Annotated in this window: 23 protein-coding genes; 15 read left to right on the forward strand and 8 right to left on the reverse strand. The window is 61.7% G+C overall.

Translation table 11 applies throughout. The features are described from left to right. Positions 1–4 precede the first annotated feature (4 nt). Positions 5–1,633, forward strand: a complete 1,629-nt coding sequence (pyrG, locus tag NKJ55_RS04460) for a CTP synthase (RefSeq protein WP_352448839.1) — start codon at positions 5–7, stop codon at positions 1,631–1,633. Positions 1,634–1,644: 11 nt separating this feature from the next. Beyond that, positions 1,645–2,184 (forward strand): DUF1697 domain-containing protein, encoded by a 540-nt coding sequence (locus NKJ55_RS04465; protein WP_352448840.1) that lies wholly within the window; start codon positions 1,645–1,647, stop codon positions 2,182–2,184. Positions 2,185–2,214: 30 nt separating this feature from the next. Here the strand turns inward: NKJ55_RS04465 and NKJ55_RS04470 are convergent, their stop codons facing one another. The 3 genes from NKJ55_RS04470 to NKJ55_RS04480 all read right to left on the reverse strand — a co-directional run bounded on the left by NKJ55_RS04470 (position 2,215) and on the right by NKJ55_RS04480 (position 4,978). Beyond that, positions 2,215–3,672: an NCS1 family nucleobase:cation symporter-1 gene (locus NKJ55_RS04470; RefSeq protein ID WP_352448841.1), complete on the reverse strand. Its 1,458-nt coding sequence runs from the start codon at positions 3,670–3,672 to the stop codon at positions 2,215–2,217. A gap of 193 nt (positions 3,673–3,865) precedes the next feature. Next, positions 3,866–4,258, reverse strand: coding sequence for an MmcQ/YjbR family DNA-binding protein (locus tag NKJ55_RS04475; protein WP_352448842.1), 393 nt, complete (start codon positions 4,256–4,258; stop codon positions 3,866–3,868). Positions 4,259–4,285: 27 nt separating this feature from the next. Continuing rightward, positions 4,286–4,978: a TetR/AcrR family transcriptional regulator gene (locus NKJ55_RS04480; protein WP_352448843.1), complete on the reverse strand. Its 693-nt coding sequence runs from the start codon at positions 4,976–4,978 to the stop codon at positions 4,286–4,288. A gap of 136 nt (positions 4,979–5,114) precedes the next feature. Here NKJ55_RS04480 and NKJ55_RS04485 point away from each other — a divergent pair, with 136 nt between their 5' ends. Genes NKJ55_RS04485 through NKJ55_RS04495 form a run of 3 tightly spaced genes read left to right on the forward strand, consistent with a single transcriptional unit; the run spans position 5,115 to position 8,041 of the window. Then, positions 5,115–6,125 (forward strand): efflux RND transporter periplasmic adaptor subunit, encoded by a 1,011-nt coding sequence (locus NKJ55_RS04485; RefSeq protein WP_502894916.1) that lies wholly within the window; start codon positions 5,115–5,117, stop codon positions 6,123–6,125. Between the two features lie 6 nt (positions 6,126–6,131). Beyond that, positions 6,132–7,373: an ABC transporter permease gene (locus tag NKJ55_RS04490; protein WP_352448844.1), complete on the forward strand. Its 1,242-nt coding sequence runs from the start codon at positions 6,132–6,134 to the stop codon at positions 7,371–7,373. Continuing rightward, positions 7,370–8,041, forward strand: coding sequence for an ABC transporter ATP-binding protein (locus NKJ55_RS04495; RefSeq protein ID WP_352448845.1), 672 nt, complete (start codon positions 7,370–7,372; stop codon positions 8,039–8,041). The genes NKJ55_RS04490 and NKJ55_RS04495 overlap by 4 nt, the downstream gene beginning before the upstream one ends. A 21-nt stretch (positions 8,042–8,062) precedes the next feature. Here the strand turns inward: NKJ55_RS04495 and otsB are convergent, their stop codons facing one another. The 4 genes from otsB to NKJ55_RS04515 all read right to left on the reverse strand — a co-directional run bounded on the left by otsB (position 8,063) and on the right by NKJ55_RS04515 (position 14,052). Beyond that, positions 8,063–8,824 (reverse strand): trehalose-phosphatase, encoded by a 762-nt coding sequence (otsB, locus tag NKJ55_RS04500; protein WP_352448846.1) that lies wholly within the window; start codon positions 8,822–8,824, stop codon positions 8,063–8,065. Next, positions 8,821–10,602: an alpha,alpha-trehalose-phosphate synthase (UDP-forming) gene (locus tag NKJ55_RS04505; RefSeq protein WP_352448847.1), complete on the reverse strand. Its 1,782-nt coding sequence runs from the start codon at positions 10,600–10,602 to the stop codon at positions 8,821–8,823. Before NKJ55_RS04505 ends, otsB begins: the two co-directional genes overlap by 4 nt. Before the next feature lie 178 nt (positions 10,603–10,780). Beyond that, positions 10,781–12,943, reverse strand: coding sequence for an amylo-alpha-1,6-glucosidase (locus NKJ55_RS04510; RefSeq protein WP_023674970.1), 2,163 nt, complete (start codon positions 12,941–12,943; stop codon positions 10,781–10,783). 47 nt (positions 12,944–12,990) lie between these two features. Continuing rightward, a complete protein-coding gene (locus tag NKJ55_RS04515) occupies positions 12,991–14,052 on the reverse strand; it encodes a glycosyltransferase family 4 protein (protein ID WP_352448848.1) in 1,062 nt (353 codons plus the stop codon). Between NKJ55_RS04515 and NKJ55_RS35575 the strand changes: the two genes are divergently transcribed. Then, the gene (locus NKJ55_RS35575; protein ID WP_502904451.1) at positions 14,038–14,610 is read left to right on the forward strand and encodes a DUF982 domain-containing protein; all 573 of its coding nucleotides are present in this window, start codon (positions 14,038–14,040) and stop codon (positions 14,608–14,610) included. The genes NKJ55_RS04515 and NKJ55_RS35575 overlap by 15 nt on opposite strands. Positions 14,611–14,647: 37 nt before the next feature. Here the strand turns inward: NKJ55_RS35575 and NKJ55_RS04525 are convergent, their stop codons facing one another. Further along, positions 14,648–14,833: a hypothetical protein gene (locus NKJ55_RS04525; RefSeq protein WP_352448849.1), complete on the reverse strand. Its 186-nt coding sequence runs from the start codon at positions 14,831–14,833 to the stop codon at positions 14,648–14,650. Positions 14,834–14,842: 9 nt separating this feature from the next. Here NKJ55_RS04525 and NKJ55_RS04530 point away from each other — a divergent pair, with 9 nt between their 5' ends. The 9 genes from NKJ55_RS04530 (at position 14,843) to NKJ55_RS04565 (ending at position 23,168) form a co-directional block, all read left to right on the forward strand. Continuing rightward, positions 14,843–15,100 carry a hypothetical protein gene (locus tag NKJ55_RS04530; protein ID WP_352448850.1) on the forward strand — a complete coding sequence of 86 codons (258 nt, stop codon included), beginning with the start codon at positions 14,843–14,845 and terminating at the stop codon, positions 15,098–15,100. A 386-nt stretch (positions 15,101–15,486) separates the two neighbouring features. Continuing rightward, positions 15,487–15,654 carry a hypothetical protein gene (locus NKJ55_RS04535; RefSeq protein WP_352448851.1) on the forward strand — a complete coding sequence of 56 codons (168 nt, stop codon included), beginning with the start codon at positions 15,487–15,489 and terminating at the stop codon, positions 15,652–15,654. 261 nt (positions 15,655–15,915) lie between these two features. Then, positions 15,916–16,140, forward strand: coding sequence for a hypothetical protein (locus tag NKJ55_RS04540; protein ID WP_352448852.1), 225 nt, complete (start codon positions 15,916–15,918; stop codon positions 16,138–16,140). Between the two features lie 215 nt (positions 16,141–16,355). Then, entirely contained in the window at positions 16,356–16,622 is a 267-nt protein-coding gene (locus NKJ55_RS35580; protein WP_502904452.1) for a DUF6894 family protein, read from the forward strand. A 428-nt stretch (positions 16,623–17,050) separates the two neighbouring features. Then, positions 17,051–17,593, forward strand: a complete 543-nt coding sequence (locus NKJ55_RS04545) for a class I SAM-dependent methyltransferase (RefSeq protein WP_352448853.1) — start codon at positions 17,051–17,053, stop codon at positions 17,591–17,593. A 237-nt stretch (positions 17,594–17,830) separates the two neighbouring features. Then, positions 17,831–19,618 carry an ABC transporter ATP-binding protein gene (locus NKJ55_RS04550; RefSeq protein ID WP_198023529.1) on the forward strand — a complete coding sequence of 596 codons (1,788 nt, stop codon included), beginning with the start codon at positions 17,831–17,833 and terminating at the stop codon, positions 19,616–19,618. Between the two features lie 6 nt (positions 19,619–19,624). After that, positions 19,625–20,806, forward strand: coding sequence for a glycosyltransferase family 9 protein (locus NKJ55_RS04555; protein WP_352448854.1), 1,182 nt, complete (start codon positions 19,625–19,627; stop codon positions 20,804–20,806). A gap of 9 nt (positions 20,807–20,815) precedes the next feature. Further along, positions 20,816–22,000 (forward strand): glycosyltransferase family 9 protein, encoded by a 1,185-nt coding sequence (locus NKJ55_RS04560; RefSeq protein WP_352448855.1) that lies wholly within the window; start codon positions 20,816–20,818, stop codon positions 21,998–22,000. Further along, positions 21,990–23,168, forward strand: a complete 1,179-nt coding sequence (locus tag NKJ55_RS04565; protein WP_352448856.1) for a glycosyltransferase family 9 protein — start codon at positions 21,990–21,992, stop codon at positions 23,166–23,168. The genes NKJ55_RS04560 and NKJ55_RS04565 overlap by 11 nt, the downstream gene beginning before the upstream one ends.

Consider the following 23,168-nt stretch of genomic DNA (forward strand, 5'->3'; position numbering starts at 1 on the left):
TCCCATGGCGCGATATGTATTCATCACAGGCGGCGTGGTTTCCTCACTTGGAAAAGGCATTGCTGCAGCGGCCCTTGGGGCTCTCTTGCAGGCGCGGGGCTATCGCGCACGCATCAAAAAGCTCGATCCCTATCTCAATGTCGATCCCGGCACGATGTCGCCCTATCAGCACGGCGAAGTCTTCGTGACCGATGACGGGGCCGAGACCGATCTCGATCTTGGCCATTATGAGCGCTTCACCGGCCGCTCGGCCAACCAGCAAGACAACATCACCACCGGCCGGATCTATAAGAACATCATCGAGCGCGAGCGGCGCGGCGACTATCTCGGCGCTACCGTGCAGGTCATTCCGCACGTCACCGACGAGATCAAGAATTTCGTCCTCAACGGCAATGACGACTACGATTTCGTGCTGTGCGAGATCGGCGGCACCGTCGGCGACATCGAAGCGATGCCGTTCCTGGAGGCGATCCGCCAGCTCGGCAACGACCTGCCGCGCAACAACGCCGTCTACGTCCACCTGACCTTGATGCCTTACATTCCGACGGCAGGCGAACTGAAGACCAAGCCGACGCAGCATTCGGTCAAGGAGTTGCGCGGCATCGGCATTGCACCCGACATACTGCTGGTCCGCGCCGACCGGCCGATCCCCAAGGAAGAGCGCAGAAAGCTGTCGCTGTTCTGCAATGTCCGCGAAAGCGCCGTCATCCAGGCGCTCGACGTCCCGCATATCTACGACGTGCCGATGGCCTATCACAATGAAGGGCTGGATTCGGAAGTGCTGGCGGCCTTCGGCATCGATCCGGCGCCGAAGCCGCGCATGGAACGGTGGCAAGCGGTGTCCAACCGCATCCACAATCCGGAAGGCGAAGTGACCATTGCCGTCGTCGGCAAATATACCGGCCTCAAGGACGCCTACAAATCGCTGATCGAGGCGCTGTCGCATGGCGGCCTCGCCAACCGGGTCAAGGTCAAGCTCGACTGGATCGAAAGCGAGATATTCGAGAAGGAAGACCCGGCGCCGTGGCTGGAGAAGGTCCATGGCATTCTCGTCCCCGGCGGTTTTGGCGAGCGCGGCTCGGAGGGCAAGATCCTGGCGGCGAAGTTCGCGCGCGAGCGCAAGGTGCCGTATTTCGGCATCTGCTTCGGCATGCAGATGGCCTGCATCGAGGCGGCGCGTTCGCTGGCCGGCGTCGAGCACGCATCATCGACCGAGTTTGGTCCAACCGAGGAGCCGGTTGTCGGCTTGATGACCGAATGGCTGAAGGGCAACATGCTGGAAAAGCGCAGGGAAACCGGCGACCTTGGTGGTACCATGCGGCTCGGTGCCTACCAGGCCGACCTCGCCAAGGGATCGAAGATCGCCGAGATCTATGGCGATACTCAGATTTCCGAACGCCATCGCCACCGCTACGAGGTCAATGTCGACTACAAGGAGCGGCTCGAGGATTGCGGCCTGGTGTTTGCCGGCATGTCGCCGGACGGCGTGCTACCGGAAACGGTCGAATATCCCGACCACCCCTGGTTCATCGGCGTGCAGTACCATCCCGAGTTGAAAAGCCGGCCGCTCGATCCGCACCCGCTGTTTGCCAGCTTCATCGAGGCGGCGGTAGAGCAGTCGCGGCTGGTCTAGACTAGCCGCCCATGCAAACTTACGTCGCGCTGCTCTACAGCATTGTCCTGGGCGAGGGGCGGCGGGTCGTCATGTCCGATCTGAAGGCGATGGCCGAAGGCCTGGGCCTGAATAACCCGCGCACGCTGGTAGCGACCGGCAATCTGGTCTTCGAGGCGCAAGAAACAGAACTTGCGGCGTTGGAGCAGCGGCTGGAGGCGGCGTTCGCAAAGACTTTCGGCCGCCACGTCGACATCATCGTGCGCCGCGACGACGGCTGGCTAAGGCTGGCGGCCGGCAATCCGTTCCCAGCTGAATCGGCTGAGACCGCGGACCAGGTGGCGGTGCGCGTGATGCGAGCGCCCGTTCCCGCCGAGACCGCCGCGGCGCTTGAGGCATATGCCGGCAAGGACGAGAAGCTGCGGATTGTCGGCGGCGACATCTGGATCGTCTTTTCCCGCGAGATGCCGAGTTCGCGGCTGCTTGCGGCGGTGAGCCACAAACGTCTCGGCATCGGCACCTCGCGCAACTGGAATACCGTGCGCCGCCTGGCCGAAATGATCGCAGAATGAACGGGGCGGCTCGCGCCCCCCCGACTCCGTTCAGGCCTTGGCTATCCTGGCTCTGGCACCGAGTGCCATCGTGCGCAGCACGTAATAGATGACGCCGGCAATTGCCACGCCGAAGAACCAGCCATAGACGCCCCACCAGGACGGCAGCAGGCTGGTGAAGTTGGGCAGGATCGAGGAGAAGACCGCGCCGATACCGGCGGCGATGAAGGCATTGACATGCCAGCCGCCCTGAAAGCGGAATTCGCCATTCTCCCTGTAGAGCGCCTCGACGTCGACCTCGCCCTTCCGGATCAGGTAATAGTCGACCATCATCACGCCGAAGATCGGCCCCATCGTCGCGCCAATGATGTTGACGAAGGAGGCGGCACTGCCTTCCCAGGGCGCGAATGGATAGAGCACCAGCGCGATCAGCGCCGCGATGTAGCCGCCCTTCTTGAAGTCGATCTGGCGTGGAAAGACATTGGAAAAGTCGAAGGCCGGCGACACGAAGTTCGCCACCACATTGATGCCGAGCGTCGCCACCGCAAAGGTCAGGGCTGCGAGCGCCGCCAGGAACCAGCTGTCGAATTTCGCCGAAATCTGGTCGGGATGCAGCAGCACCTCGCCATAGACGTCGAAGGCGGCGATCGTGGTAACGCCTGCGACCAGCGAGAACAGGATAAGATTGACCGGCAGGCCCCAGATGTTGCCCTTGCGCAGCGATGCCTTGTCCGGGGCGTAGCGCGCGAAATCGCAGAAGTTGAGATAGAGCGCGGAGAAATAGGTCACCCAGATTGCGGCCACCGCAAACAGCGAGGTCCAGGAGCCCGGCGTGCCCGGCACGCCCGCGTCCTTTGTCTTTTCCAGCAGCACATCCATCGGGATGTCGCTGGTGAAAGCGAAAGTGCCTGCCTTGATGCAAAGATAGATCGCCAGGATCAGCATCATCACCCACACCGCCGGTCCGGCCCAATCCTGGAAGCGGCGCACCGTTTCCATGCCTCTCTGGATGATCAGGAGCTGCAGCGCCCAGATGACGGCGAAGCAGATCACCTCGAGCCCGGAGTGGCCGAGGAAATGGGTGCTCTGGTTGAAGTCGGCGAACCATTGCGAGCGGATCAGCAGGGCTACGATCGCCCCGGAGGCCGCCGCCGTCTGCGCGCCGTACCAGAAGCAGGCGACGATGGCGCGCACCAGCGCCGGTATGTTGGCGCCCCAGATGCCGAAGGAGGCACGCGCCAGGACAGGGTAGGGCACCCCGGTCTTCACGCCGGCATAGCCGACCATGTTCATTAACGCATAGATGATCAGCGAGCCGATACCGATGGCGATGATGAAGTTGACGAAGCCGCCGCAGAACAGGAACAGGCTGGCAGCGAGATAGTAGCCCCACAGGCTGTGGACGTCCGACGTCCAGACGTTGAAGATCGAGAACGGTCCCCAGTTTCGAACCTTCGCCGGTGCGAGATCCTCATTGTACAGGTCCGGTGATGCGTCTTGTATGGTCATTGCTATGTCCTCCCCTTGTTACCGCACGCGCCTCCACGCATGGCACGCAGGTTAAGCCTGACGCAGGGGAACCGGCAAGCAGACGATTTGCCGGCGTTGGGCTTAAAGTCATTCAATGAGAAACGCGCTTATCGGCGTGGCGTCGTTGAGCTTCTAGCGCCGACGATTCGGGGGGTGACACCGATCGCTCGACCTAAGCTCCCGAGTCCACCTTGTACTTGATCAGGGCGGCAAGCTTTTTGGGCGCTTGTGCGCGATAACTCTCATCGAGCCATGACTTCAGTTGTCCGATCGGTGGCAGTTCGTCCGGTGCTGGTTCGAATGTCACCCATCCGCTCTTGCCAAGGCCGTACTCCGCCGGCGACGCATAGTGGAGCTTTCTCGCCTCGTCGCCGCTGTAGGGGAGTTTGAGGGAGATGCTGAACGGTTCGCCTTCCAGGCTCAAATAAGCAAAGGTCTTGCCTTTCACCGCGAGATCGTCGTGACCAGGCCACGGACTCTTTGTCTCGGCGCCCGGATAGGTGAGGCCGAAGGCGCGCAGTTCCTTGAGAACGGCATCGGTCGAAGCGCGCGATTTCCTACTCATCAACTCTCCTCCATCGCTGTCAGCGGCTTACGGTCCGGCTTCGAGAAAAGCCCGGGCAAAACCGGGCTGCACGGCTTCTATCGTTCCATCGGGCAACTTCAAAAGCCGGTCGATTGCGATGCCGTAGAGCCGCAATCGGCCCTCGAGCAGCCGCGCTGCTTCGTCGATATTACCCTGTTCGGCCTGTAGCAGGGCGCGGTGCATCACGTCCCGAAAGGTCAGCCGGAGTTGCAGGAACATCTCGGCAAAAGCTTGCGGGTCGGGCACGTCGAGAATGCCTTCCTCGCTTCCCTTCCTGAGCAGATTTGTGATTATCGGCTCGGCCAGTTCCCTGGCCGCCTGGTCGACCCGATGGAAGAGGGCAAGGTTCTCGGGCCGGAACACGACGAAGAACGTTTTTCGCAATTGCGGGGCAAGCTCGATGTTCAGCCGTCGCGAGCCGGCAAAGAGCGCATTGAGCCGGCCAATCCCATCGAGTGACGGGTCGTCGAGGAGGGGTTGCAGCTCGGCAAGGCTGTCACGTGCGAGACGTCTGGCGAGCGCCTCCAGCAGGGCCTCCTTCGACGCGAAATAGTGATAGAACGCACCCTTCGACAAGCCGGCCTCGCGGATGATGTCGTTCACCGTCGTGTTGTCGTAGCCATGCTCGAAGAAAAGCCGCTGGGCACAGTCGAGGAGCTCGGCGGATCGTATCTCCGGCGGCTTTATTACTCGGGGCAAAATCAACCTCAAAAAGTACAGGGGGCAAGAGGAGCACGAACCGTTTCTTTATGCAACTTTTATAGACCGACGGTCGGTCTAATGCTATGTCTGCCACCGCTCCGACGTTCGCATTCGATGGTGGAGGGAGAGCTTCTTGCGACGGATACGTTGGACTGTCGGCATCGTTCTTGTCGCGGCGACTGCTGCTTTCGGCGCTTGGTATGTGTTGCAGCCGGCCAAGGTTTCGGTCGTGACGCCACAACGCGGCGACGCGGCGGAAATTGTCTATGCGAGCGGCTCCGTCGAGCCGCGAACCTGGGCCAAGGTGGCTCCCGTGGTTCGCGAGCGGATCGTCGAGCAATGCAATTGCGAGGGGTCGCGAGTTAGGCAGGGCGACGTACTCGCCAGGCTCGACGACAGTGAAGCGCGGGCGGCGCTTGGCGAACTCGAGGCGCGTCAAGCACTTGCCCAGGAAGAGCTCCGGAGGCTGACCGTGCTTGCCGAAAGGCGTGCGGCAAGCCAGCAGGCGCTCGATCGCGCGCAAAGCGAGCTTGGCCAGATCGAAGCGCTGGTTGCCGGACAGAAAGCGCGGCTCGACACCTACGTCTTACGAGCGCCGAGCGCCGGCGTCGTGCTCAGGCAGGACGGGGAGGTGGGTGAGGTCGCCGAACTCGGCACGGTGTTGTTCTGGGTCGGCGAGCCGAAGCCGCTCCTGGTGGTCGCCGAGGTCAACGAGGAGGACATTCCACGGGTCGAGATCGGCCAGCGCGCGCTGCTTAAATCCGACGCGTTCCCTCGGCAGAATCTGGAAGCGGTGGTCGACAGCATCACGCCCAAGGGCGATCCGGTGACGAAGACCTATCGCGTCCGCTTCCGCCTGCCGGACAATACGCTGCTTCGTATAGGCATGTCGACCGACGTGAACATCGTCATCCGCGTCTCGAAAAACGCGCTGCTGATCCCGTCCGTCGCGATCGAAGGGAACAATGTGTTCATGGTCGAAGGCGGCAAGGCCGGGCGCCGTGAAATCCGCACGGGCATTCGTGGCACCAATGGCGTCGAGGTACGGTCAGGCATCGACGAGAAGGCCAGCATCGTCTCGCCCTATCCCGCTGACCTCGGCGACGGTGCGCGCGTGAGCATCGCCGCCGCGCAGGAGAGATAGGCAACGATGGCGCTGATCGTCGACATTGCCGTAACGCATATCGCCGGCCGCGGCCGCCAGACGCTGGTCGCCATAGTCGGCGTCGCGGTGGGTGTCGGCTTCTCAATTGCGATGGCGGCGCTGATGCAGGGCGGGCAGGACGATTTCGTCAGGCAGCTCGTCGACACGATGCCGCATGTCGACATCACCGACGAGCAGCGCACCGCCCGCCGGCAGCCGGCCGAGGACTACTTCGAGACCGCCGCCATCTCGGGGCTCCGGCCACGCGACGATCGACGCGGCATTATCAACCCGACCGCCGCGACCTCTTGGCTGGAGAGCTGGATTCCCGGCCGGTTCGCAGCAAGCCTCAAGACGCAGGGCGTGATCCGCTATTCCAGCCGCGAAGTGGGCGCAGCTATCATCGGGGTCGATCCGCAGCGCGAGACCGGCGTTTCACCGATCGTCGGAGAGTTCGTCGAAGGCAGCTTTTCGGAACTTGCCGCGGGCGGCAACAACGTGCTGATCGGCAACACGATGGCGAGCCGGCTCGGTGCCGGGTTCGGCGATACGATAACGGCGGTCTCCTCGGAAGGGCTCACGCGCAATTTCAAGATCGCCGGCCTTTTCCACACCGGCACCACCGCGCGCGACGAAGGCGAAGCTTATGTGCTTTTGAAGAACGCGCAGATTCTCTCAGCGCGGCCAAACGCCATCAACGAGATCCGCATCAAGCTCGACGACCCCAACCGCGCTCCGGCGGTGGCGCATCGTGCAGAGGCCGAACTGGGCTACAAGGCCGTGGCGTGGCAGGAGGCCAATGAATCGATCCTCGAAGCACTCGTCGTGCGCAACGTCATCATGTACACCGTCGTCGGCGCGATCATGCTGGTTGCTGGCTTCGGCATCTACAACATCATCTCCACCATCACGCACGAGAAGGCGCGCGACATCGCCATCATGAAGTCGCTTGGCTTCCCGGAGTCCGACATGCGCCGGCTCTTTTTGCTGGAAGGCGTGGCGATCGGCGCTGCCGGCTCTGTGCTCGGCGGGGTGCTTGGCTTCTCCATGACCTATGCACTGTCGCTGGTGCGTTTCGAGATCGCCGCGACTGGCCAGGAGATGACCCGGCTGCCGATCGCTTGGAGCTTGATGCACTACGTCATCGCGTCGGCTTTCGCGCTGGGCTCGGCGGCAGTGGCCGGCTACCTGCCGGCGCGCCGTGCGGCGCGCCTGAACCCCGTCGAGATTATCCGAGGCGCGTCATGAGCGCACTCATCGAGACCGAGAGACTGACCCGCATCTTGCCCGAGACGGTCCCCGTTACGCTGGTCAAGGACATCACACTCACGATCAACGACAACGAATTCGTCGCCGTGACCGGTCCCTCCGGCTCCGGTAAGTCCTCGCTGCTCTATCTGCTTGGGTTGCTCGACCGGCCGACAGGCGGGACCTTGAGGATAGGCGGACGCGATAGCGAGCCTATGAATGAAAGGGAGCGCGCGCAGACACGGCTTTCGACGCTGGGCTTCGTCTTCCAGTTTCATTTCCTTCTGCCGGAATTCACGGCGCGCGAAAATGTCGAAATCCCGATGCGCAAGCTTGGTCGGCTGGCCCGACCCGTGATGCGCGAACGGGCGGGCGAGTTGCTGTCATCCCTTGGACTCGGCGAGCATCTCGACAAGCGGCCTGACCAGCTCTCCGGCGGCCAGCGTCAGCGCGTCGCGGTGGCACGTTCGCTCGCCAACGACCCGCCGCTTATCCTCGCCGATGAGCCGACGGGGAGCCTCGACAGCAAGAGCTCCGAGCAGGTCTTCACGATCCTGCAGAATCTGGTGCGCGAGCGCGGCAAGACCGTCGTGGCGGTTACGCACGATCTCGACATGGCGGCGCGCATGGATCGCCGCATTCACATCGTGGACGGCAAGATCGAATAAGGCGTGTTGATATTCAGATGATCAAGAGACCGGCAAGGCCTCGAAATTGGCCTCGAGCCAGGCTATTGCGCCGGTCACGTCGTCGAGGGCATAGTTTGCGGTCGTCGGTCCGTTCGGCTTCACGCGGATGGAGATGCCGCCAATTTTATTGATCGCCTCGAAACCGTGTTCGTCCGATGTATCGTCTCCGAGGAATATCGGCCGCCCGCCGACAAAGGGCGGAATGTCCATGAAACGCCGGATGGCAGCACCTTTGACGGCTTCCAAAGGCATGAGCTCGACGCCGGCGTTTCCCGGAAGCACCCGATAACCCTTCGGAAGCCGGGCCAATGCCTGTTCGACGAGCTGGATTGCGGGTGCAAGCAGTTGCGGTGCTGCTCTTGTATGAACGGCAAGGACCGGCCCCTTGCGCTCGACATAGACCTTGCCGCTGCCCAGTTCGGCCTCGATCTCGTCCGCAAGGGCGGCGATGTCGGCCGGCGCGTCGGCGGCATCGATCGGACCGCTCGGCGTCAGCCGGTGCTCCAGCCCATACAGTCCGGCGATCCGCAGCTTCAGCGGATGGAACAGTTTGTCCACGGCGGGAATCGATCGGCCGGTGATGAAGGCGACCGCACCATCCAGCCGCCGCTCGATGCGTTCGAGCAGATTGCGCAATTCCTCGCCGACGAACACCGCGTCGGGATGGGCAGCGTGTTCCAGCAGGGTTCCGTCGATATCGAGGAACAGCGCCCATTGCCCTTCCGACAGGTTCAACGCCGGCGGTTGTTCAAAGCTTTTCACGACGCTGCCTTCCGAGCCCGCTCGAACATCGAGATGACGTTGTTGGTGTTCGATGGCGGGCGCTCGCCGGTTCCGGTCACCCTGTCGAGATCGCCGCGTTTGCGCAGGCGCGCGGCGTCCAGCAGCATACTGCCGGCCCAGCGGTAGACATTGTTGTCGCGGACCATCTCGCGCATCGGCCGCAAACGTTCGCGCTGCTCTTCCGGCGTCATCGTCAGCGCCTGCAACAGCGCCTCGCTCATCATGGCCGCATCGTAGGGGTTGACGATCAGTGCTTCCAGCAGTTCGCGCGAGGCACCGGCGAAGGTGCTGAGCAAAAGCACGCCCTGTTCGTCGTCGCGCGCTGCGACGAATTCCTTGGCGACAAGGTTCATGCCGTCATGCAGACTGGTGACCATACAGATGTCGGCGGCGCGATAGACCTCGTAGACCTGCTCCTGCCGATGATGTTCGGCGACCATCAGGATAGGGCTGTATGTCTCGCTGCCATAGCGCCGGTTGAGCTCCTCGGCACAGCGGCGGCATTCGTCGTGGAGTTGCTGGTAGGCGGGCAATGTCCCCCGGCTCGGCGCGGCGATCTGCAGGAAAACCACCTTGCCTATCCAGTCGGGATATCTCGTGAACAATTCGTCCAAGGCATGGAAGCGATCGAGAATGCCTTTCGTGTAGTCGAGGCGCTCGACGCCAACGCATAGTTTGGTATCCGCAGACAGGCCGAATCTGTCGCGCACGCTGGCGCGGCACTCCTCCACAGACGGCAGTTTTGCCAGCAATTGGGCCGGCCATTCTATGGAAATGGGATAGGCGTGGACCAATGTGGTCTGCCCACCATAGGAGATTGCCGCGTCTGCCCGTTCGATCCGGCTCTCCAGAAAGCGGTCGACACTTTCGGTGAAGTTGTTGGCATGGAATTGGGTATGAAAGCCGATGATCGAACTGCCGAGCAGTCCTTCCAGGATCCGCTCACGCCACGGACAGATGCTGAATACTTCCGAATTGGGCCAAGGGATATGCCAGAAGGTGATGACTATCGCGTCCGGCAGGCGCTGGCGGATCATGCGCGGCAGCAGCGCGAAATGGTAGTCCTGCACCAGCACGATCGGCCGTTCGTTGCGGGCTTCGGCAACCACCGTATCGGCGAATTTGCGGTTGACGGCCTCGTAGGCGTCCCAGTCCGAGGCGCGAAACACGGGGCGGGTGAAGGCGATATGGCAAAGCGGCCATAGGCCCTCATTAGCGAAGCCCAGATAATAGCCCTGATATTCCTCCTCCGTCAGCCAGACCCTGCGCAGCGTGTAGGACGGATTGCCTGGCGGCACCTGCACCCGGTCGTCCTTGTCGACGGTGAGGCGGTCTGCCGTGCCGCCGCCATAGGCGATCCAGGTGCCGGCACAGGCGCGGGTGATGGGCTCGAGTGCCGAAACCAGCCCGCTGGCCGGCACCAAAAGTTGGACCCCGTCGTCCTTGATGTTGTGGATGTAGGGTTCGCGGTTGGACACCACGATGACCTGTGCGTCCGGCAGGTCGTCGGCCAGGATCTTGCGCAACGTGTCGGGCGACCATGTGACCAGTGCCGCATCGGCCGACTGGCCGTTCTTTTCGAACTCGCGCAGCACCTTGCGTGCCGCTTCCGACGCGACATCCTCGCTCGGCGTGTATGCGGCCGCCGTTGCGCGGCCGCGACGCTGGCGGGATATCGACAGGAGAATGGCAAAAGCAGAAAAGCCAAAACTTGCAATCAGCAAAACCCAGAGCAGGTTTACAGTATAATCTGACATGGAATGTGATCTCGCCTCCGGCCGGCCGATAGCCGTTTTTTATTTGTTTTCTGGTTCGCCGCCATATGACAACAACACCATCCCCTCCCCGCCCATTTTTGCAACGCACAAAGAGGCTATCGGTTCCGGACGATTGCAATGCCGCACGTCATTTTCAATGCGCCGCAGCGCGGCGGCATCAAGTGCGCACGATGAGCGGCACCATCCCCTCATACCGATCGGCGAGAAAGGCAACGACCCGGTCGCCGACACGCTGGAATGTGAGGTCGACCACTGTCGAGCCGACACCTAGATGCCGCAATGTCAGCGTGTCGATGCCGATCGGCAGCCTTGGGCGGGTGACCCGGATTTCGCTGTTCCAGCCGTCGATTTCGAGCCCAAGGCAGGCCTGCATCAGCATGAAGGCCGATCCCGCCGACCAGGCCTGCGGCAGGCACGCGACGGGATAGGCGATGGGCGCTTCGCCCGGCGACCGGGTAAAGCCGCAGAACAGTTCCGGCAGCCGCATGTTGAAATGGACAGCCGATTCGAACGTGCCGCTCATCAGCCGGACCACGCTGTCGCGCACGCCATAACGTGCCAGGCCGGCACCGCACATGGCGGTGTCGTGCGGCCAGATCGAACCATTGTGGTAGGACATCGGATTGAAGAATATCGCATCGTCGGCCAGCGTCCTCACTCCCCAACCAGAGTGGAACGACGCAGAGAGCAGCTGATCGGCGACCATCTGCGCCCGTTCCGGCTCGGGCAGCCCGACAAAGAGAAGATGGCCGGCATTCGACGTCCGTACCTTGCAGAGCTCGCCTGCACCATCGATCGCCAGTGCATAGAAATTGAGATCGTCCATCCAGAAATGGCGTTCCACCGCGGCGCGCATGGTTTCGGCGCGTTCCTCCCAATGATCGGCCTTGTCGTCCTCGCCGCGGCGGCGGGCGAGCGCCGCCAGCCCACGGAACGCGGCAAAGACGTAGCCTTGCACCTCGACCAGGGCGATCGGCCCCTTGGGCATGCGGCCATCGGCATGGAAGACGGAATCGAAACTGTCCTTCCAGCCCTGGTTGGCAAGGCCGGTCTCGGCGCCGCGCTGGTAGGTAACGAAGCCGGTCGCGCGGCTTGTCTCCTCCGTCCATTCCGCCGCTGCACAGAGCGATGGCCACAGGCTGTCGACGAACGCCATGTCGCCGGTACGATCCGCATAGGCGCAAGCGAGATGAATGTAGAGCGGCGTGGTATCGACGCCGCCGTAATAGCGGCCGAACGGGAGCTCCCGCAGTGCCGCCATCTCGCCCTTGCGGGTCTCGTGCATGATCTTGCCCGGCTGCGAATCGCTGAACGGCGACGTTTCGGTCGCCTGATGCTGGGCGAGAAAGGCGAGTACGCCGCGCGCCAGCCCTGGATTCAACCACAGCATCTGCAATGCGGAAATCACCCCGTCGCGGCCAAATGCCGTCGAGAACCAGGGTATGCCGGCATAGGGGTAAGGTCCGGTTGAAAGCTCGGTGGTCAGCAACGCCACGTCCGCGCGCGCGCGTTCGATCCAGTCGTTGAAGACGCGGCCGGAGCTGTGCACCGTCGCGCCGTGGCGGCGTTTGGCGCGCATGCCGAAGCGAGCGCGGGCGGCGGCAGCCCGAAAACGGTCGCGGTCGGGTGTCTCCGCCACTTCCGGGCCGACCTCGATATAGAGGACCTCGCTGCTGCGCTTCGTCACCGCAACCAGGAAATCCGCGCGGCTGGCGGTCAAATTGTCCGGCGCCTGCGAGAACGAGATCGCCGACAGGCGCACGAGCTGGTCCAGCCCGTCATATCGAAGCACCACGGATGTCGGACTGGTCTCGGCGGCGTGGGCTATTCCGCGCTTGAGCCGGGTCGAACCGCGCACCTCGAACATGTCGCGGAAATCTGCTGCGAAATGCAACGAAACCCGAATGGCCGACGATTCCTGGCTGTAGTTGGAAAGGGTGATGCGCTCGAACAGCCGGTCCTGCCAAAGCAGCCTGACGCGTTCTATGTGGATCGCGCCCTGCGGAATGTCGCGGCCACCGACACTCTGGATCGGCAGATTGGTCAGGTTCGAGGTGAAAAGCACATTGTCCTGGCTGAGCGAGGCGCCGAGCAACGACATTTGCCGGCCACCGACCGTCAGCCGGAATTCCGAAAGCACACGCGTGTCGTCTCGGAAAAAGCCATCGCCGGCGCCGCGGATGTCGCCATAGGCGTCGGCCACCGCGAAGCAGTCGGCTTGCTTGAGGGCGAACAGCCGGTGCGGCTCCCGGGGCGCAACCTCGTCGAGGGAAGCAAGGGCTACGGCGGGATCAAGCTTACGCTCGTCGAGTTGATTCATACGTCACAAGCTCTGTCGTTTCGTTCCAACGTCCACAATGACGCCGATCAGGACGCTCTCGCTTCACCGGGAGTACCGATCAGGCGCGCATAGGCAGCCACATAGTCGTGGGCCATTCTCGTGGCAGAAAAACGGTTTTCGAACACGGCTCTCACCTGTCGCCTGTCGAGGCGCAGCAATTCCGGTATCGAGGTGACTGCGGCATCGACGGTATCGACAAGGAAACCGGTCACGCCGTGGTCGATGATCTCCGGCAGGGCACCGCATTTCCAGGCGATTACCGGCGTGCCACAGGCCATAGCCTCTATCGCGGCAAGACCGAACGGCTCCGGCCAATCGATCGGAAACAGCAGGCCGGCCGCCTTGCCGAGGAATTCCGCTTTTCTGTCCTCTTCGATCTCGCCGATATAGTCGACACGGTCGCCGTCGATCAGCGGCTCGACCGTGTCGTGGAAAAAAGGGCGGTCGTCGTCGCCGATCTTTGCCGCAAGCTTCAGTTTCAGCCCGGAGCGCAAGGCGATCTCAATGGCACGGTCCGGGCGCTTGTCGCGCGACAGCCGGCCCAGAAAGGCCAGATACGGCTCGTCCACCTCCGTCTCGAAAGTCGGCTCGTACATATTGATCGGTAGCCCGTGATGGATGGTCGCCAGCCAATTGGCCCTGGGTAGCCCGGTTCTCTGGCTGCGCGAAATCGAGATCATCGGAAAGCGCGGAAAATGTTCGTAGGCCGGGGCCAAGTCGACATAGTCGAGCCTGCCATGCGGTGTCGTCACCGTCCGGTCGGGCATGTGTTCGAAGAAAGGAAAATGCAGGAAGTGGCTGAGATGGAAATGGATGATGTCGAACTGTTGCGCCCGGTTCCTCACCTTGGCGAGCATCGAGAGATGCGCCGCGGTTTCGGATTTGTGCGGGCGCGGATCGAGACGGAGCGCGTGCTCGCGACACGCCACCAATTTCGCCGACGTCTTGGTATCGCCGCTGGCGAACAGGGTCACGTCATGGCCAAGCTCGACCAATCCTTCGGTCAGATAGGAGACGATGCGCTCCGTCCCTCCATAGAACCGGGGTGGCACGGATTCATGGAGCGGCGCCACATGGGCTATTCTCATGTTTTGGCATTTCCCTCAAAAAGACTGCTCGTGGCATCGAAATGCATCAGCCGCGCTAACGTTCCCGTACAATGGCAAGATGTCACCCAATTGGGGCAAGATGTCACCCAATTGGAGCTGCCGGGCGCGTCCACCGCTGCTCGTCTCGTCCAGCCAACATTTTTCAGGCCAAGCCCTGTTTTGCCGGGAACCAAAGTCGGGTTCGCGAGTTTAGTGGGGTTCGATCGCACGCATCCGGTCGACGGGGAGGAAGTGATGGACCGTTTGCAATTCTTTTCGCCCGTGCGGATTTTGCGCGGACAGGGACATCCCGTGGAGGAGATCGACAGCGTTGCCGAAGCAATGGCATTCTTGCGAAAATGGCCGGCCGGGCGGCGCGGGCCGGTTTACCAGTGCGCCGTGAATTGCTGCGCTGCGGCCATGGCCGGCCGGATGTCGGCCGAGGAAGCGAGAAAGGCATTTGCCGGCTTCGCCCGGATCACCCGCCTGCTCGAGGGCGATCGGCCGTTGCCGATGAGCGGCGAGGATCGGCATCGCGATCACGCCTTGAGGCGATAGGCCAGCTGCCGCAGATGGTCCGAGCAAGGGTTGGCATTCAGCCGGAGCGCCCGATCGGCGGCCGACGCACTTTCGCAAACAGTCGTTTGAGCTGAGCTACGGCACCGTTCTCGGCGATGTAATCGCAATAGGCGACGTAATCGAGGTCGCGTGACAGATGGCGTTCCTCGGTGATGGCGCGGAGTGCGTAGACGGCATTGAGCGCGAGCAGTGGCGCCGCCACCGGAGCCGCTTGAGCAGCCGCTACACTCCGCCGCTGCCGTTGGATCCGCCGCTGCTTATCCCGTCGTTGCCGCCACTGGATCCGCTGCTGCCGCTCGAACTGCTGCCGCTTGAGCTGCTGGCGCCGCTCGAACTGCTGCCGCTTGAGCTGCTGGCGCCGCTCGATCCGCTGCTGCTTGAGCCGCCGATGCGCCCCTTGTTGACGTTGCGTGGAGAGGGACGGTTGTTAGCGCCCTCGCTTACATTTTCGCAGGTGCACTTGCGCTGATATTTGGTGCCGAAGGCACTGCCTTCATTGCTCGCCTTCTGGCAGACCGACCCATGGCAAATCAAAGTCGCTTCGGTTGTCACGGGGGTAAGGCCCGTGATGACTAGTGCGGTTGTCGTGGCCGCCATGGCCATGATTGTGAACCGGAGTAAATTCCGAAAATTTGCATAGATACCTCGCTTTCTGACGCCTCGCTTCTCGGGCTCACGCCCAAGCGTCCTCGTTGTCGAGTGGGTGTTTGCGACAAGCCCGCATACGGATCGCTTACGCCTCAGCGGTCGGGGCTCAGGGGCGGCATAAAAAGTTGGACGAAGCGCAGACAATGGTGCCGCATTGCGGTATTTCGACCGGAAAAGGCCAAAGATGCACTTTTGGGGGAATGGAAAATGTCGAAACGGCTTAGACTGGTGCTGGGAACGGCCGGCGCAATTGCCGTCGCCATTGTCTGGGGAATCATCGCCACGTCGATGGGTGTGCCATCGATTCTGATCACTCTAGGAGCGGTCGCGATCGGCGCGGGCATCTACAGCTATGTCGATCGAAGCCGAAGCTGATCCGGTTATCAGGTACGGGCATAGCGCAAAAATCCCACGGTCGCAGACTGTCTGTGCCAATGCTCAGTGTACGAAAATTACCAACGACAGCGTTCTGTGGAACGAGTGGCCTGCCGAAGCTATTGTGGTGGCGGTCCGAGACACCCCGCCTCGGGTTATTGGCTCACCCAGCCGAGTGGTCCGCTGCTACCCAATGGCAGCGGACCTTCATCCGGAGGACAGACCCGGAAGACGAACATTGTGCCGAATCGAGGGAGAACGATGGTCGTTGACGAGATTGCCGCGCGGCGCCTGAATATTCTGCTCGAGCAATACATGGAGACCAGGAAGAGGCGCCACGATGCGGTTTCCACCGCTGCGGCTGAGATCGCGATCAGGGCTGTCATGCCGAATTGCCCGGTCTCCGGAAAAGCCCTGGACGACATGATTGCGGCATGTGCGTTCGAACACGGGCTGGGGGTGCTGTTCGATCAACCTGACGCATGAAGGCCTAAACGCCATGAATCCGAACGCCAAAATCGCACGGTGCTGTCGTGCACAAATCCGACGCTGTTCCTGAGGCGCTCGCCACTAATGCGCATCGCGTCGATCGGCCTCATGCGACGCGCTTTAAGTGCTTGTTTTTGTGCATGTCGTTGCCGCTAAACCGCTGCACAGTTTTGCGCGACATGCATTAGAGAAACCGACCGACCGGAGCAGCCATGCCGAGATATTTTTTCCATTTCCGAAACAATGAGGGCCGCCTGACGGAAGATTTCGAAGGTCAGGAGTTGGACGGTTTGTCCGCGGCTCAGGAAGGAAATCCTGGCCGAGGGTCTGCTCAGCGGCGGCCCAGTCCTGACAGGCCTTTCCTTCGAAATCTGCGACGAGAACCGGAAGCTGCTTTTCCGATTTCCATTCTCGGAAGCTGCCGAAAAGGCCGGCGCTCGACCTTGATTGGCCAAAAAGCCCGGCGATGCGGGCTTTGATCGAGCCTGGCTGAAAAACCGCATGTCGTGGCAAGACGGTCGTTGGTGCAAATCAGCACCATGAGGAATTAGTAGCATAGCTGCCGGCACAAAGCAAGAACAAATATGGCTTGCCTTGCCGACGGGCCATTACTTATGTCCCTGCGTGTGCCGGCCCGGGCTATCGTGCGTTTCAGGAACTCGAGGGCAGGCACGGGTAGGGGGCGCCAAGCGACGTTGCCATTTCCAACCAGTATGTCGATTTGTCGGGCCGGGTGTTCGTCAACTTACCGAAACGTCTTCGCAGGATGCTGTGATCAGGAGTTCCTTTCTCCCGCGGTTGCGTTTACAGGACGCTCACGACAGTGTCGTTTGCGCGCCAGAAACTGGACCGAGTTAGGCCGGGCGCACGGTCCCCCTCCGTCAAGGAAACCAGTTCGGCGCCGTTTTTGGAGAACAATGATTTGTGGTGGTCAAATAAGCAAAAGAGATTCAAGGGAACGTGGGACGACAGACTGGACGGCCTATTCTCAGCAGAGGTCGACTACGCCGGGAAATCCATTCTCGATGTTGGCTGCAACATGGGTGTTGTCGCCTATGAGATATCCAAGCTAGGACCGAGTGCGATCCATGGGATCGACATTCTCAAGCCGCATATCGAGACGGCCAGGATGATCTTCCTGGGTTGTCCGGTCCAAAGCCGGTTCGATTGTCTCGATCTTGGCAGCCGGAAGCTGCAAAATGTTCTCCAACCGCAGTACGACATCGTCATGCTGCTGGCGGTCTACCATCACATGCAGTGGAGCCTCGGCGCGGACAAGGCGCGACGCGTGCTGTGCGACATCGCCGGGCGTGCTCAAACGATCGTTGCCCGCGTCCCTCCTGGCAAGGATAAGGAGATGATCGCGGTGCTTTCGGATGTGGGCTTTTCAATCAAAAGCAATCACACATCGCCTCTTGGAAGCCATCTCATGGTCCTCGCGAAACACTGACCAGGCATAGCGCGGCCGACGACGAATGGCGCAAGAGCCGCGTGGCTGGGGTCCGCTATGCTCGCATGCGAGGAACCGACGGTCATAAGCCGATGACGTGCAAGGATCCGGTTCGGCATTGACTGCGGTCGGGAACGAAGCCACAGACAGGTGATCGAAACCGTCTCGCGCTTCAAGATAACGCGAAGACCGGACGGGATCGCAACGGGCGGCGACGAGATGATTACAAAGAAACGAGTGTCAACGGCCCCAGCATATCCGCTGATCAAGCGTCTGATTGGCGAAAATCTGCCGCCGCACAAGATGCTGTATGTGACAGGTTTGCTGTGCTCGATCGCCGCTGCTGCGGCGACCGGCGCGGCGGCCTGGATCATGAAAGTCATGATCAACACCATCTATGTCGAGCGAGACGCTGCCGCTGTATCGGGTATCAGTGCCGTCATCATCGGCATTTTCCTGGTCAAGGGCATAGCTGCCTACTGCCAGACCATCACCACGGGAAAGATTCGCCGGGCTATCGTTTCGGACCTGCAAAACCGGCAATTTTCCCGAATGGTGTATTTCGACATCAGCCGTTTCGCGAACCAGCATCCGGCAAAATTCATCTCCAAAATCATGTTCAACGCGCGCGCCGGGGCGACCGTTATTCTCACCCTCACGAGCAGCGCCGTCTCTGATCTGCTGACCCTGATTGCCTTGGCCAGCGTCATGGTCAAGCAGGACCCGGTGATGTCGCTGATATCCGTGGCGGTTCTGCCGATGCTGTTCCTGTCAGTCGGCGCGATAACCAGGAAGCTCAAGGCGCTGGCGAGGGGCGAGACGGAATTGGCCGCACAAGTCCAGTCGATCGGCACGGAAGCCGTCGAAGGCATCCGCACCATCAAGTCCTTCCAGCTCGAGGACAAGGCCGTCGCCAGCTTTGCAAAGGCCGTCCGCAAGATGGAAAGACGTGGCATCCAGATCAATCGGACGTCAGCATTGATGAGCCCATTGATGGAGACCGGCGGCGGCGTGATCATCGGGCTTTTCGTTATGTACGCCAGCTGGCAGACCCTCGGCAACGGCAAGACGCCCGGCGAATTCATGGCCTTCATTACCGCGTTCCTGCTTGCCTATGAGCCTGCCAAGCGGTTGGCCCGGGTCAATGTCGACATCCAGAAGCAAATGGTCGCCGTCGAGCAGATGTATGATTTGATCGACACGCCCGAGCAGCGGCGACTCGCGATCGCGGGCGAGCGTCTGACCGACGTCGATGGTGGTATCCGCTTTGAAGATGTGGCCTTTTCCTATGACGGCAACAGCCCCGCGCTCGAGGGTGTTTCCTTCGACGTGCGACCTCGTGAGAAGCTGGCGATCGTCGGCCGCTCCGGCGCCGGCAAGACCACCATCGTCAATCTGATCCTGCGCCTGATGGAGCCGGACAAGGGCAGGATCCTGATCGACGGAAAGGACATTTCGAAGATCAGCCTGGCCGACGTTCGCGATAACATCGCACTGGTATCCCAGGACGTCTTCCTGTTCGAAGGCTCGATCCGCGACAACATTCGCGACGGCCGCCCGAATGCCACGGATCAGGAAATCGAGTCCGCTGCGAACCTCGCCCGGGTCACCAGCTTTGCTTCGGCGCTCGAAAACGGGCTCGACACGCTTGTCGGGCCAAGCGGCACCAACCTGTCCGGCGGCCAGAAACAACGCGTTGCCATCGCGCGCGCCCTGCTCAAGAATGCTGCGGTAATCGTCTATGACGAAGCGACATCCGCGCTTGACGGTGAAAACGAACGGGCGGTTATGGAGGCAGCCTTCGACAACACATTTCAGCGCACGGTGATCTGCATTGCGCACAGGCTGTCTACAATCAAGGCGGCCGATCGTATTCTCGTGTTTGACGCCGGACAGCTTGTCGATGCTGGAACGCATGACCAGCTTGCCAAGCACAGCGAGATATATCGTTCGATATTCCACCTGGAGACGCCCGATCCGATGGTCGAAAGCGGCAAAAAGCTGCGGCAGAGCGTATTGCGCTGAAGGCCGATGACCAGCTTTTATCACGGTTCCTATGTCCGGTATGTGATTGGTGGACTGGGCCTTCAGGTGCGCCGGTACAAAAAGGCGGTGCGCAGGTTGTTTTTCAGTCCCAAGCAGCCTCGTTCCATTCTTGAGCTGCAGGCCAAGGTTGAGGCCCTGATCGTGCGCAGGGACTGGAAAGGCCTTGAAGCCGGTACCAACGAGATGGCTGTCACGGCCGATCATAATCGCGACCCGGAGCTGATGCAGAAGGCGGGCCAGGCCTTCGAACGCCTTGGCAACTTTGCGCGGGCAGCTGAGCTTCGGCTTTCCGCTCGCCGGCTGCGGAAAGGGAAAAGCGCCAACGAGTGGACCGGCGAGAATCTCGGATCGGATACACTGCTGATCGATCTTGTGGAGGATGACCCGCGCAGCCTTGGCCGGGTTATCCGCCACGCGCGACTGGCCGGCGCTGCCGCTGCCTATGCGCAAAGCGCAACAATTCGGGTCGAGCCGCGCCTGGTATCAATTCTGCAGCGAACGTTCCCGAAGGCGACCGTGGTCCCGGCGCTGCAGGATGTGGTCGGCAACAAACGTGCGACGTTCGAAGATCTCGCCTGGGTGTTCGGACGCGATGCCGAAAAACTTGCTGCCGACTTCGTGCCGCTGCGGGCAGATCCTGAACTCGTCGAGACATTCCGCAAGCGCTATCGCTCGATGACGGATCTGCCGCTGGCAGGTCTCTCCTGGGGCAGCAAATCCCACACCAAGGACGTGCCTGATTTTTCTGAATGGGCACGGTTCATCGCCCAGACACAAGCGACATTCGTTTCGCTCCAGTACGGACAGATCAAGCCGGCGTTGCGGCGCCTTCGCAACGGCAACGACGCGCGTCTGATCTTTGACGACAGCGTCGACCAGATGGTCGACATGGACCGTTTTGCCGCACAGCTCGCCGCACTCGATGCTGTCGTGACGATCAGCAATACGGCGGCCCATCTTGCCGGAGCCCTTGGCGTGCCGACTGTTTTCCTCATCGACGATAATTTTCAGACGGCATGGCCAGTGACCGGCGACCGGACACCCTGGTATCCGAAGGGCATTGTCATTCGCAAGGAGGGGCGCCCTTGGTCGCTGGTGCTCGACGAGGCCGGCCGGCGGCTCTCGTCGATCCTGACGACGCTTTCCGACGCTCCCCGGGGACGATAGAACATCGCCGTGCAGAACAGACGAACCATCCTTCAGAAGGCAAAAACCGCCGACCTGCGCCCGCAAGGCGCCGTCGGCAAGCGGCTGCAGAAGGTTCTCGAGCGGGCAAAGGAACTTCTTAGACGTCCTTCGCGCCACACCGACGAAAGTGCCGAAAGGCATATGAGGCTGATGGAGGAAAGCGTGCAGCGTGGTGACTGGCAAACTGCTCGCGACCATGCACTGGCGCTTGGCGCGCTTGGTGAGCAGCTTGGCGATCTCGGCCTGATCAAGAAAGCGGGGCGCGGACTGAGGCGTCTCGACGGAGGAAATCGCATCTGGCAGTTGATGGCGGCGAGCAAGCAGCGCGGCAGACCCGATTGGGATGGCAGTGATCTTGCGGGTCGCACGCTTCTCGTCGATCGTCGCGAAGGCGACCTGGCGATCTTTTTCCAGTTCGCGTCTTTGCTTGGTCCAGCAGCTGCGGCTGCCGGTCGATGCATCGTCTTCGTCGAGCCGCGACTGGCACCGCTTTATCGCAGAACATATCCTGCGCTCGATGTCAGGATTGAAGGGGAAGAGGACATGGCGGCGGTGGACGCCGATGTCGTTGCCGGTTTCGAGACACTCGCAAAGCATTTCTGGCCGGACGACCCGGCGGCACGCGCGCCCTTCGTTCCGCTGGAGCCGGACCGCCGACTGGTTGCCGAGCTGCGCGGTACCTATCTCGATGGCGGCCCAGGTCCCCTGATCGGATTTGCCTGGGGAAGCCTCAACAAGAGCAAGGATCTGCCGGCCCTGGACGATTGGCGGACGCTGTTCAGCAGCCTGCCGGGGCGCCTCGTCAGCTTGCAATATGGCGATGTCGGGCCGGCCCTCTCCGAGTTCGAGCGCCACGCGCCGGGGCGCATCATCCATGACGCTTCCGTCGACCAGTTGACGGACATGGACCGCTTTGCCGCGCAAATTGCGGCGCTCGACGCGGTGGTGACGATCAGCAATACCGGCGCCAACCTGGCCGGAGCGCTCGGCGTGCCGACGATTGTCATGCTCGACGACGGGTTTCGACTATCCTGGCCTGCCTTCGGCGAGACCGTCGCCGCATATCCGAGCGTTCGACTGGCCCGAAAAGGCGGCCGAGCCTGGGCGTCGGCAGTGCAGGAAGCAGGCGGACGGGTCATGCAAATCATCAGCGGAGCTGGCGATGGAAGGTAGCCTACTTCTCGGCCGGTTGCGCCGCGCTGTCGCGCTTGCAGGCTACAAATACAAGGTCTGGTTCCGACGTCACCGCCGGCAGCTCTTCCTTCGCTGGCGCGACGGCGACATTGCCGATCAGATGGCGGATTATCGGCGAAGCGTCGAGTCCCGCGATTGGCCGGCGGCACTGCCGAAAGCCCTGGCTCTTGGATCCATTGCGAAGTCGAGGGGCGAGGTCCACCTGATCGACGAGCTCAGCAAGGCGCTGATGCGGATGGGCGCTTATGGCGCAGCCGCCGAACTCAGGATTGCACGACGCCACATCGTCAACGGCCGCGTCGATGGCGAGTGGCTGGGCCAGGATATTTCGGGCCAGACACTGCTGATCGATCTGATGGAAACCGAAAAGCAGGGTCTGGCCACCGCGATCCATCATGCGAGTTCCGTCGGCTGTGCGCTGGGGCGCGCCGCCCGTTCGATCGTCCTGGTCGAGCGCCGCCTGGTACCGCTCTTTCAGCGCACTTTTCCGACCGCCGATGTGCGGCCGGTCGGCGCTGACGGCAAGGCTGCCTATGGCGAGGCGCAGGCCTTCGCCGGCGTCCAGCATCTGACTGCCGTTTTCGAAACCGACGAGGCGACGATCCGCGAGCATTTCGTGCCCCTTAAGCCGGATCCGGCCCGGGTCGCTGAACTTCGCGCCCGCTACCGGAAGGAAGGACGGCCGTTGGTCGGTATCGCATGGGGCAGCTCCAATCCCGGCAAAGACCTGCCGCCGCTTGCCGCCTGGCGAAACCTGATCGGCCGACCGGACCTCCGGTTCGTCTCGCTGCAGTACGGCCAGATCGAGACCGATCTGAAGATCCTGACCGACGGTGAGCCGGAGCGCATTCTTCATGACAGATCGGTCGATCAGCTCGTCGACATGGATCTTTTCGCCGCGCAGGTTGCCGCGATGGACGCCGTGGTGACCATCAGCAATACCGGAGCGCATCTGGCCGGCGCGCTCGGCATCCCCTCGGTTTTCATTCTGGGCGACGGCTTCAAACGCTCCTGGCCGGTCGAGGGCGACCGCACGCCCTACTATCCATCGGCCGTGCTGGTCTCGAAACGGGAACGCCCCTGGTCCGTGGTGATGGGCGAGGCCGAGGCCATCCTGGCGCCATGGATCACAAAAGTAAGTGGCTAA

The organism is Mesorhizobium sp. M0106 (assembly GCF_040322715.1).
Taxonomy (GTDB): Bacteria; Pseudomonadota; Alphaproteobacteria; order Rhizobiales; family Rhizobiaceae; genus Mesorhizobium.

Excerpts from the sequence above, each read along its gene's own strand:
- pyrG (WP_352448839.1), top strand. The coding sequence starts at position 5 with ATGGCGCGATATGTATTCATCACAGGCGGCGTGGTTTCCTCACTTGGA.
- NKJ55_RS04465 (WP_352448840.1), top strand. The coding sequence starts at position 1,645 with ATGCAAACTTACGTCGCGCTGCTCTACAGCATTGTCCTGGGCGAGGGG.
- NKJ55_RS04470 (WP_352448841.1), bottom strand. The coding sequence starts at position 3,672 with ATGACCATACAAGACGCATCACCGGACCTGTACAATGAGGATCTCGCA.
- NKJ55_RS04475 (WP_352448842.1), bottom strand. The coding sequence starts at position 4,258 with ATGAGTAGGAAATCGCGCGCTTCGACCGATGCCGTTCTCAAGGAACTG.
- NKJ55_RS04490 (WP_352448844.1), top strand. The coding sequence starts at position 6,132 with ATGGCGCTGATCGTCGACATTGCCGTAACGCATATCGCCGGCCGCGGC.
- NKJ55_RS04495 (WP_352448845.1), top strand. The coding sequence starts at position 7,370 with ATGAGCGCACTCATCGAGACCGAGAGACTGACCCGCATCTTGCCCGAG.
- NKJ55_RS04505 (WP_352448847.1), bottom strand. The coding sequence starts at position 10,602 with ATGTCAGATTATACTGTAAACCTGCTCTGGGTTTTGCTGATTGCAAGT.
- NKJ55_RS04510 (WP_023674970.1), bottom strand. The coding sequence starts at position 12,943 with ATGAATCAACTCGACGAGCGTAAGCTTGATCCCGCCGTAGCCCTTGCT.
- NKJ55_RS35575 (WP_502904451.1), top strand. The coding sequence starts at position 14,038 with ATGGGCTATTCTCATGTTTTGGCATTTCCCTCAAAAAGACTGCTCGTG.
- NKJ55_RS04515 (WP_352448848.1), bottom strand. The coding sequence starts at position 14,052 with ATGAGAATAGCCCATGTGGCGCCGCTCCATGAATCCGTGCCACCCCGG.
- NKJ55_RS04535 (WP_352448851.1), top strand. The coding sequence starts at position 15,487 with ATGTCGAAACGGCTTAGACTGGTGCTGGGAACGGCCGGCGCAATTGCC.
- NKJ55_RS04540 (WP_352448852.1), top strand. The coding sequence starts at position 15,916 with ATGGTCGTTGACGAGATTGCCGCGCGGCGCCTGAATATTCTGCTCGAG.
- NKJ55_RS35580 (WP_502904452.1), top strand. The coding sequence starts at position 16,356 with ATGCCGAGATATTTTTTCCATTTCCGAAACAATGAGGGCCGCCTGACG.
- NKJ55_RS04555 (WP_352448854.1), top strand. The coding sequence starts at position 19,625 with ATGACCAGCTTTTATCACGGTTCCTATGTCCGGTATGTGATTGGTGGA.
- NKJ55_RS04565 (WP_352448856.1), top strand. The coding sequence starts at position 21,990 with ATGGAAGGTAGCCTACTTCTCGGCCGGTTGCGCCGCGCTGTCGCGCTT.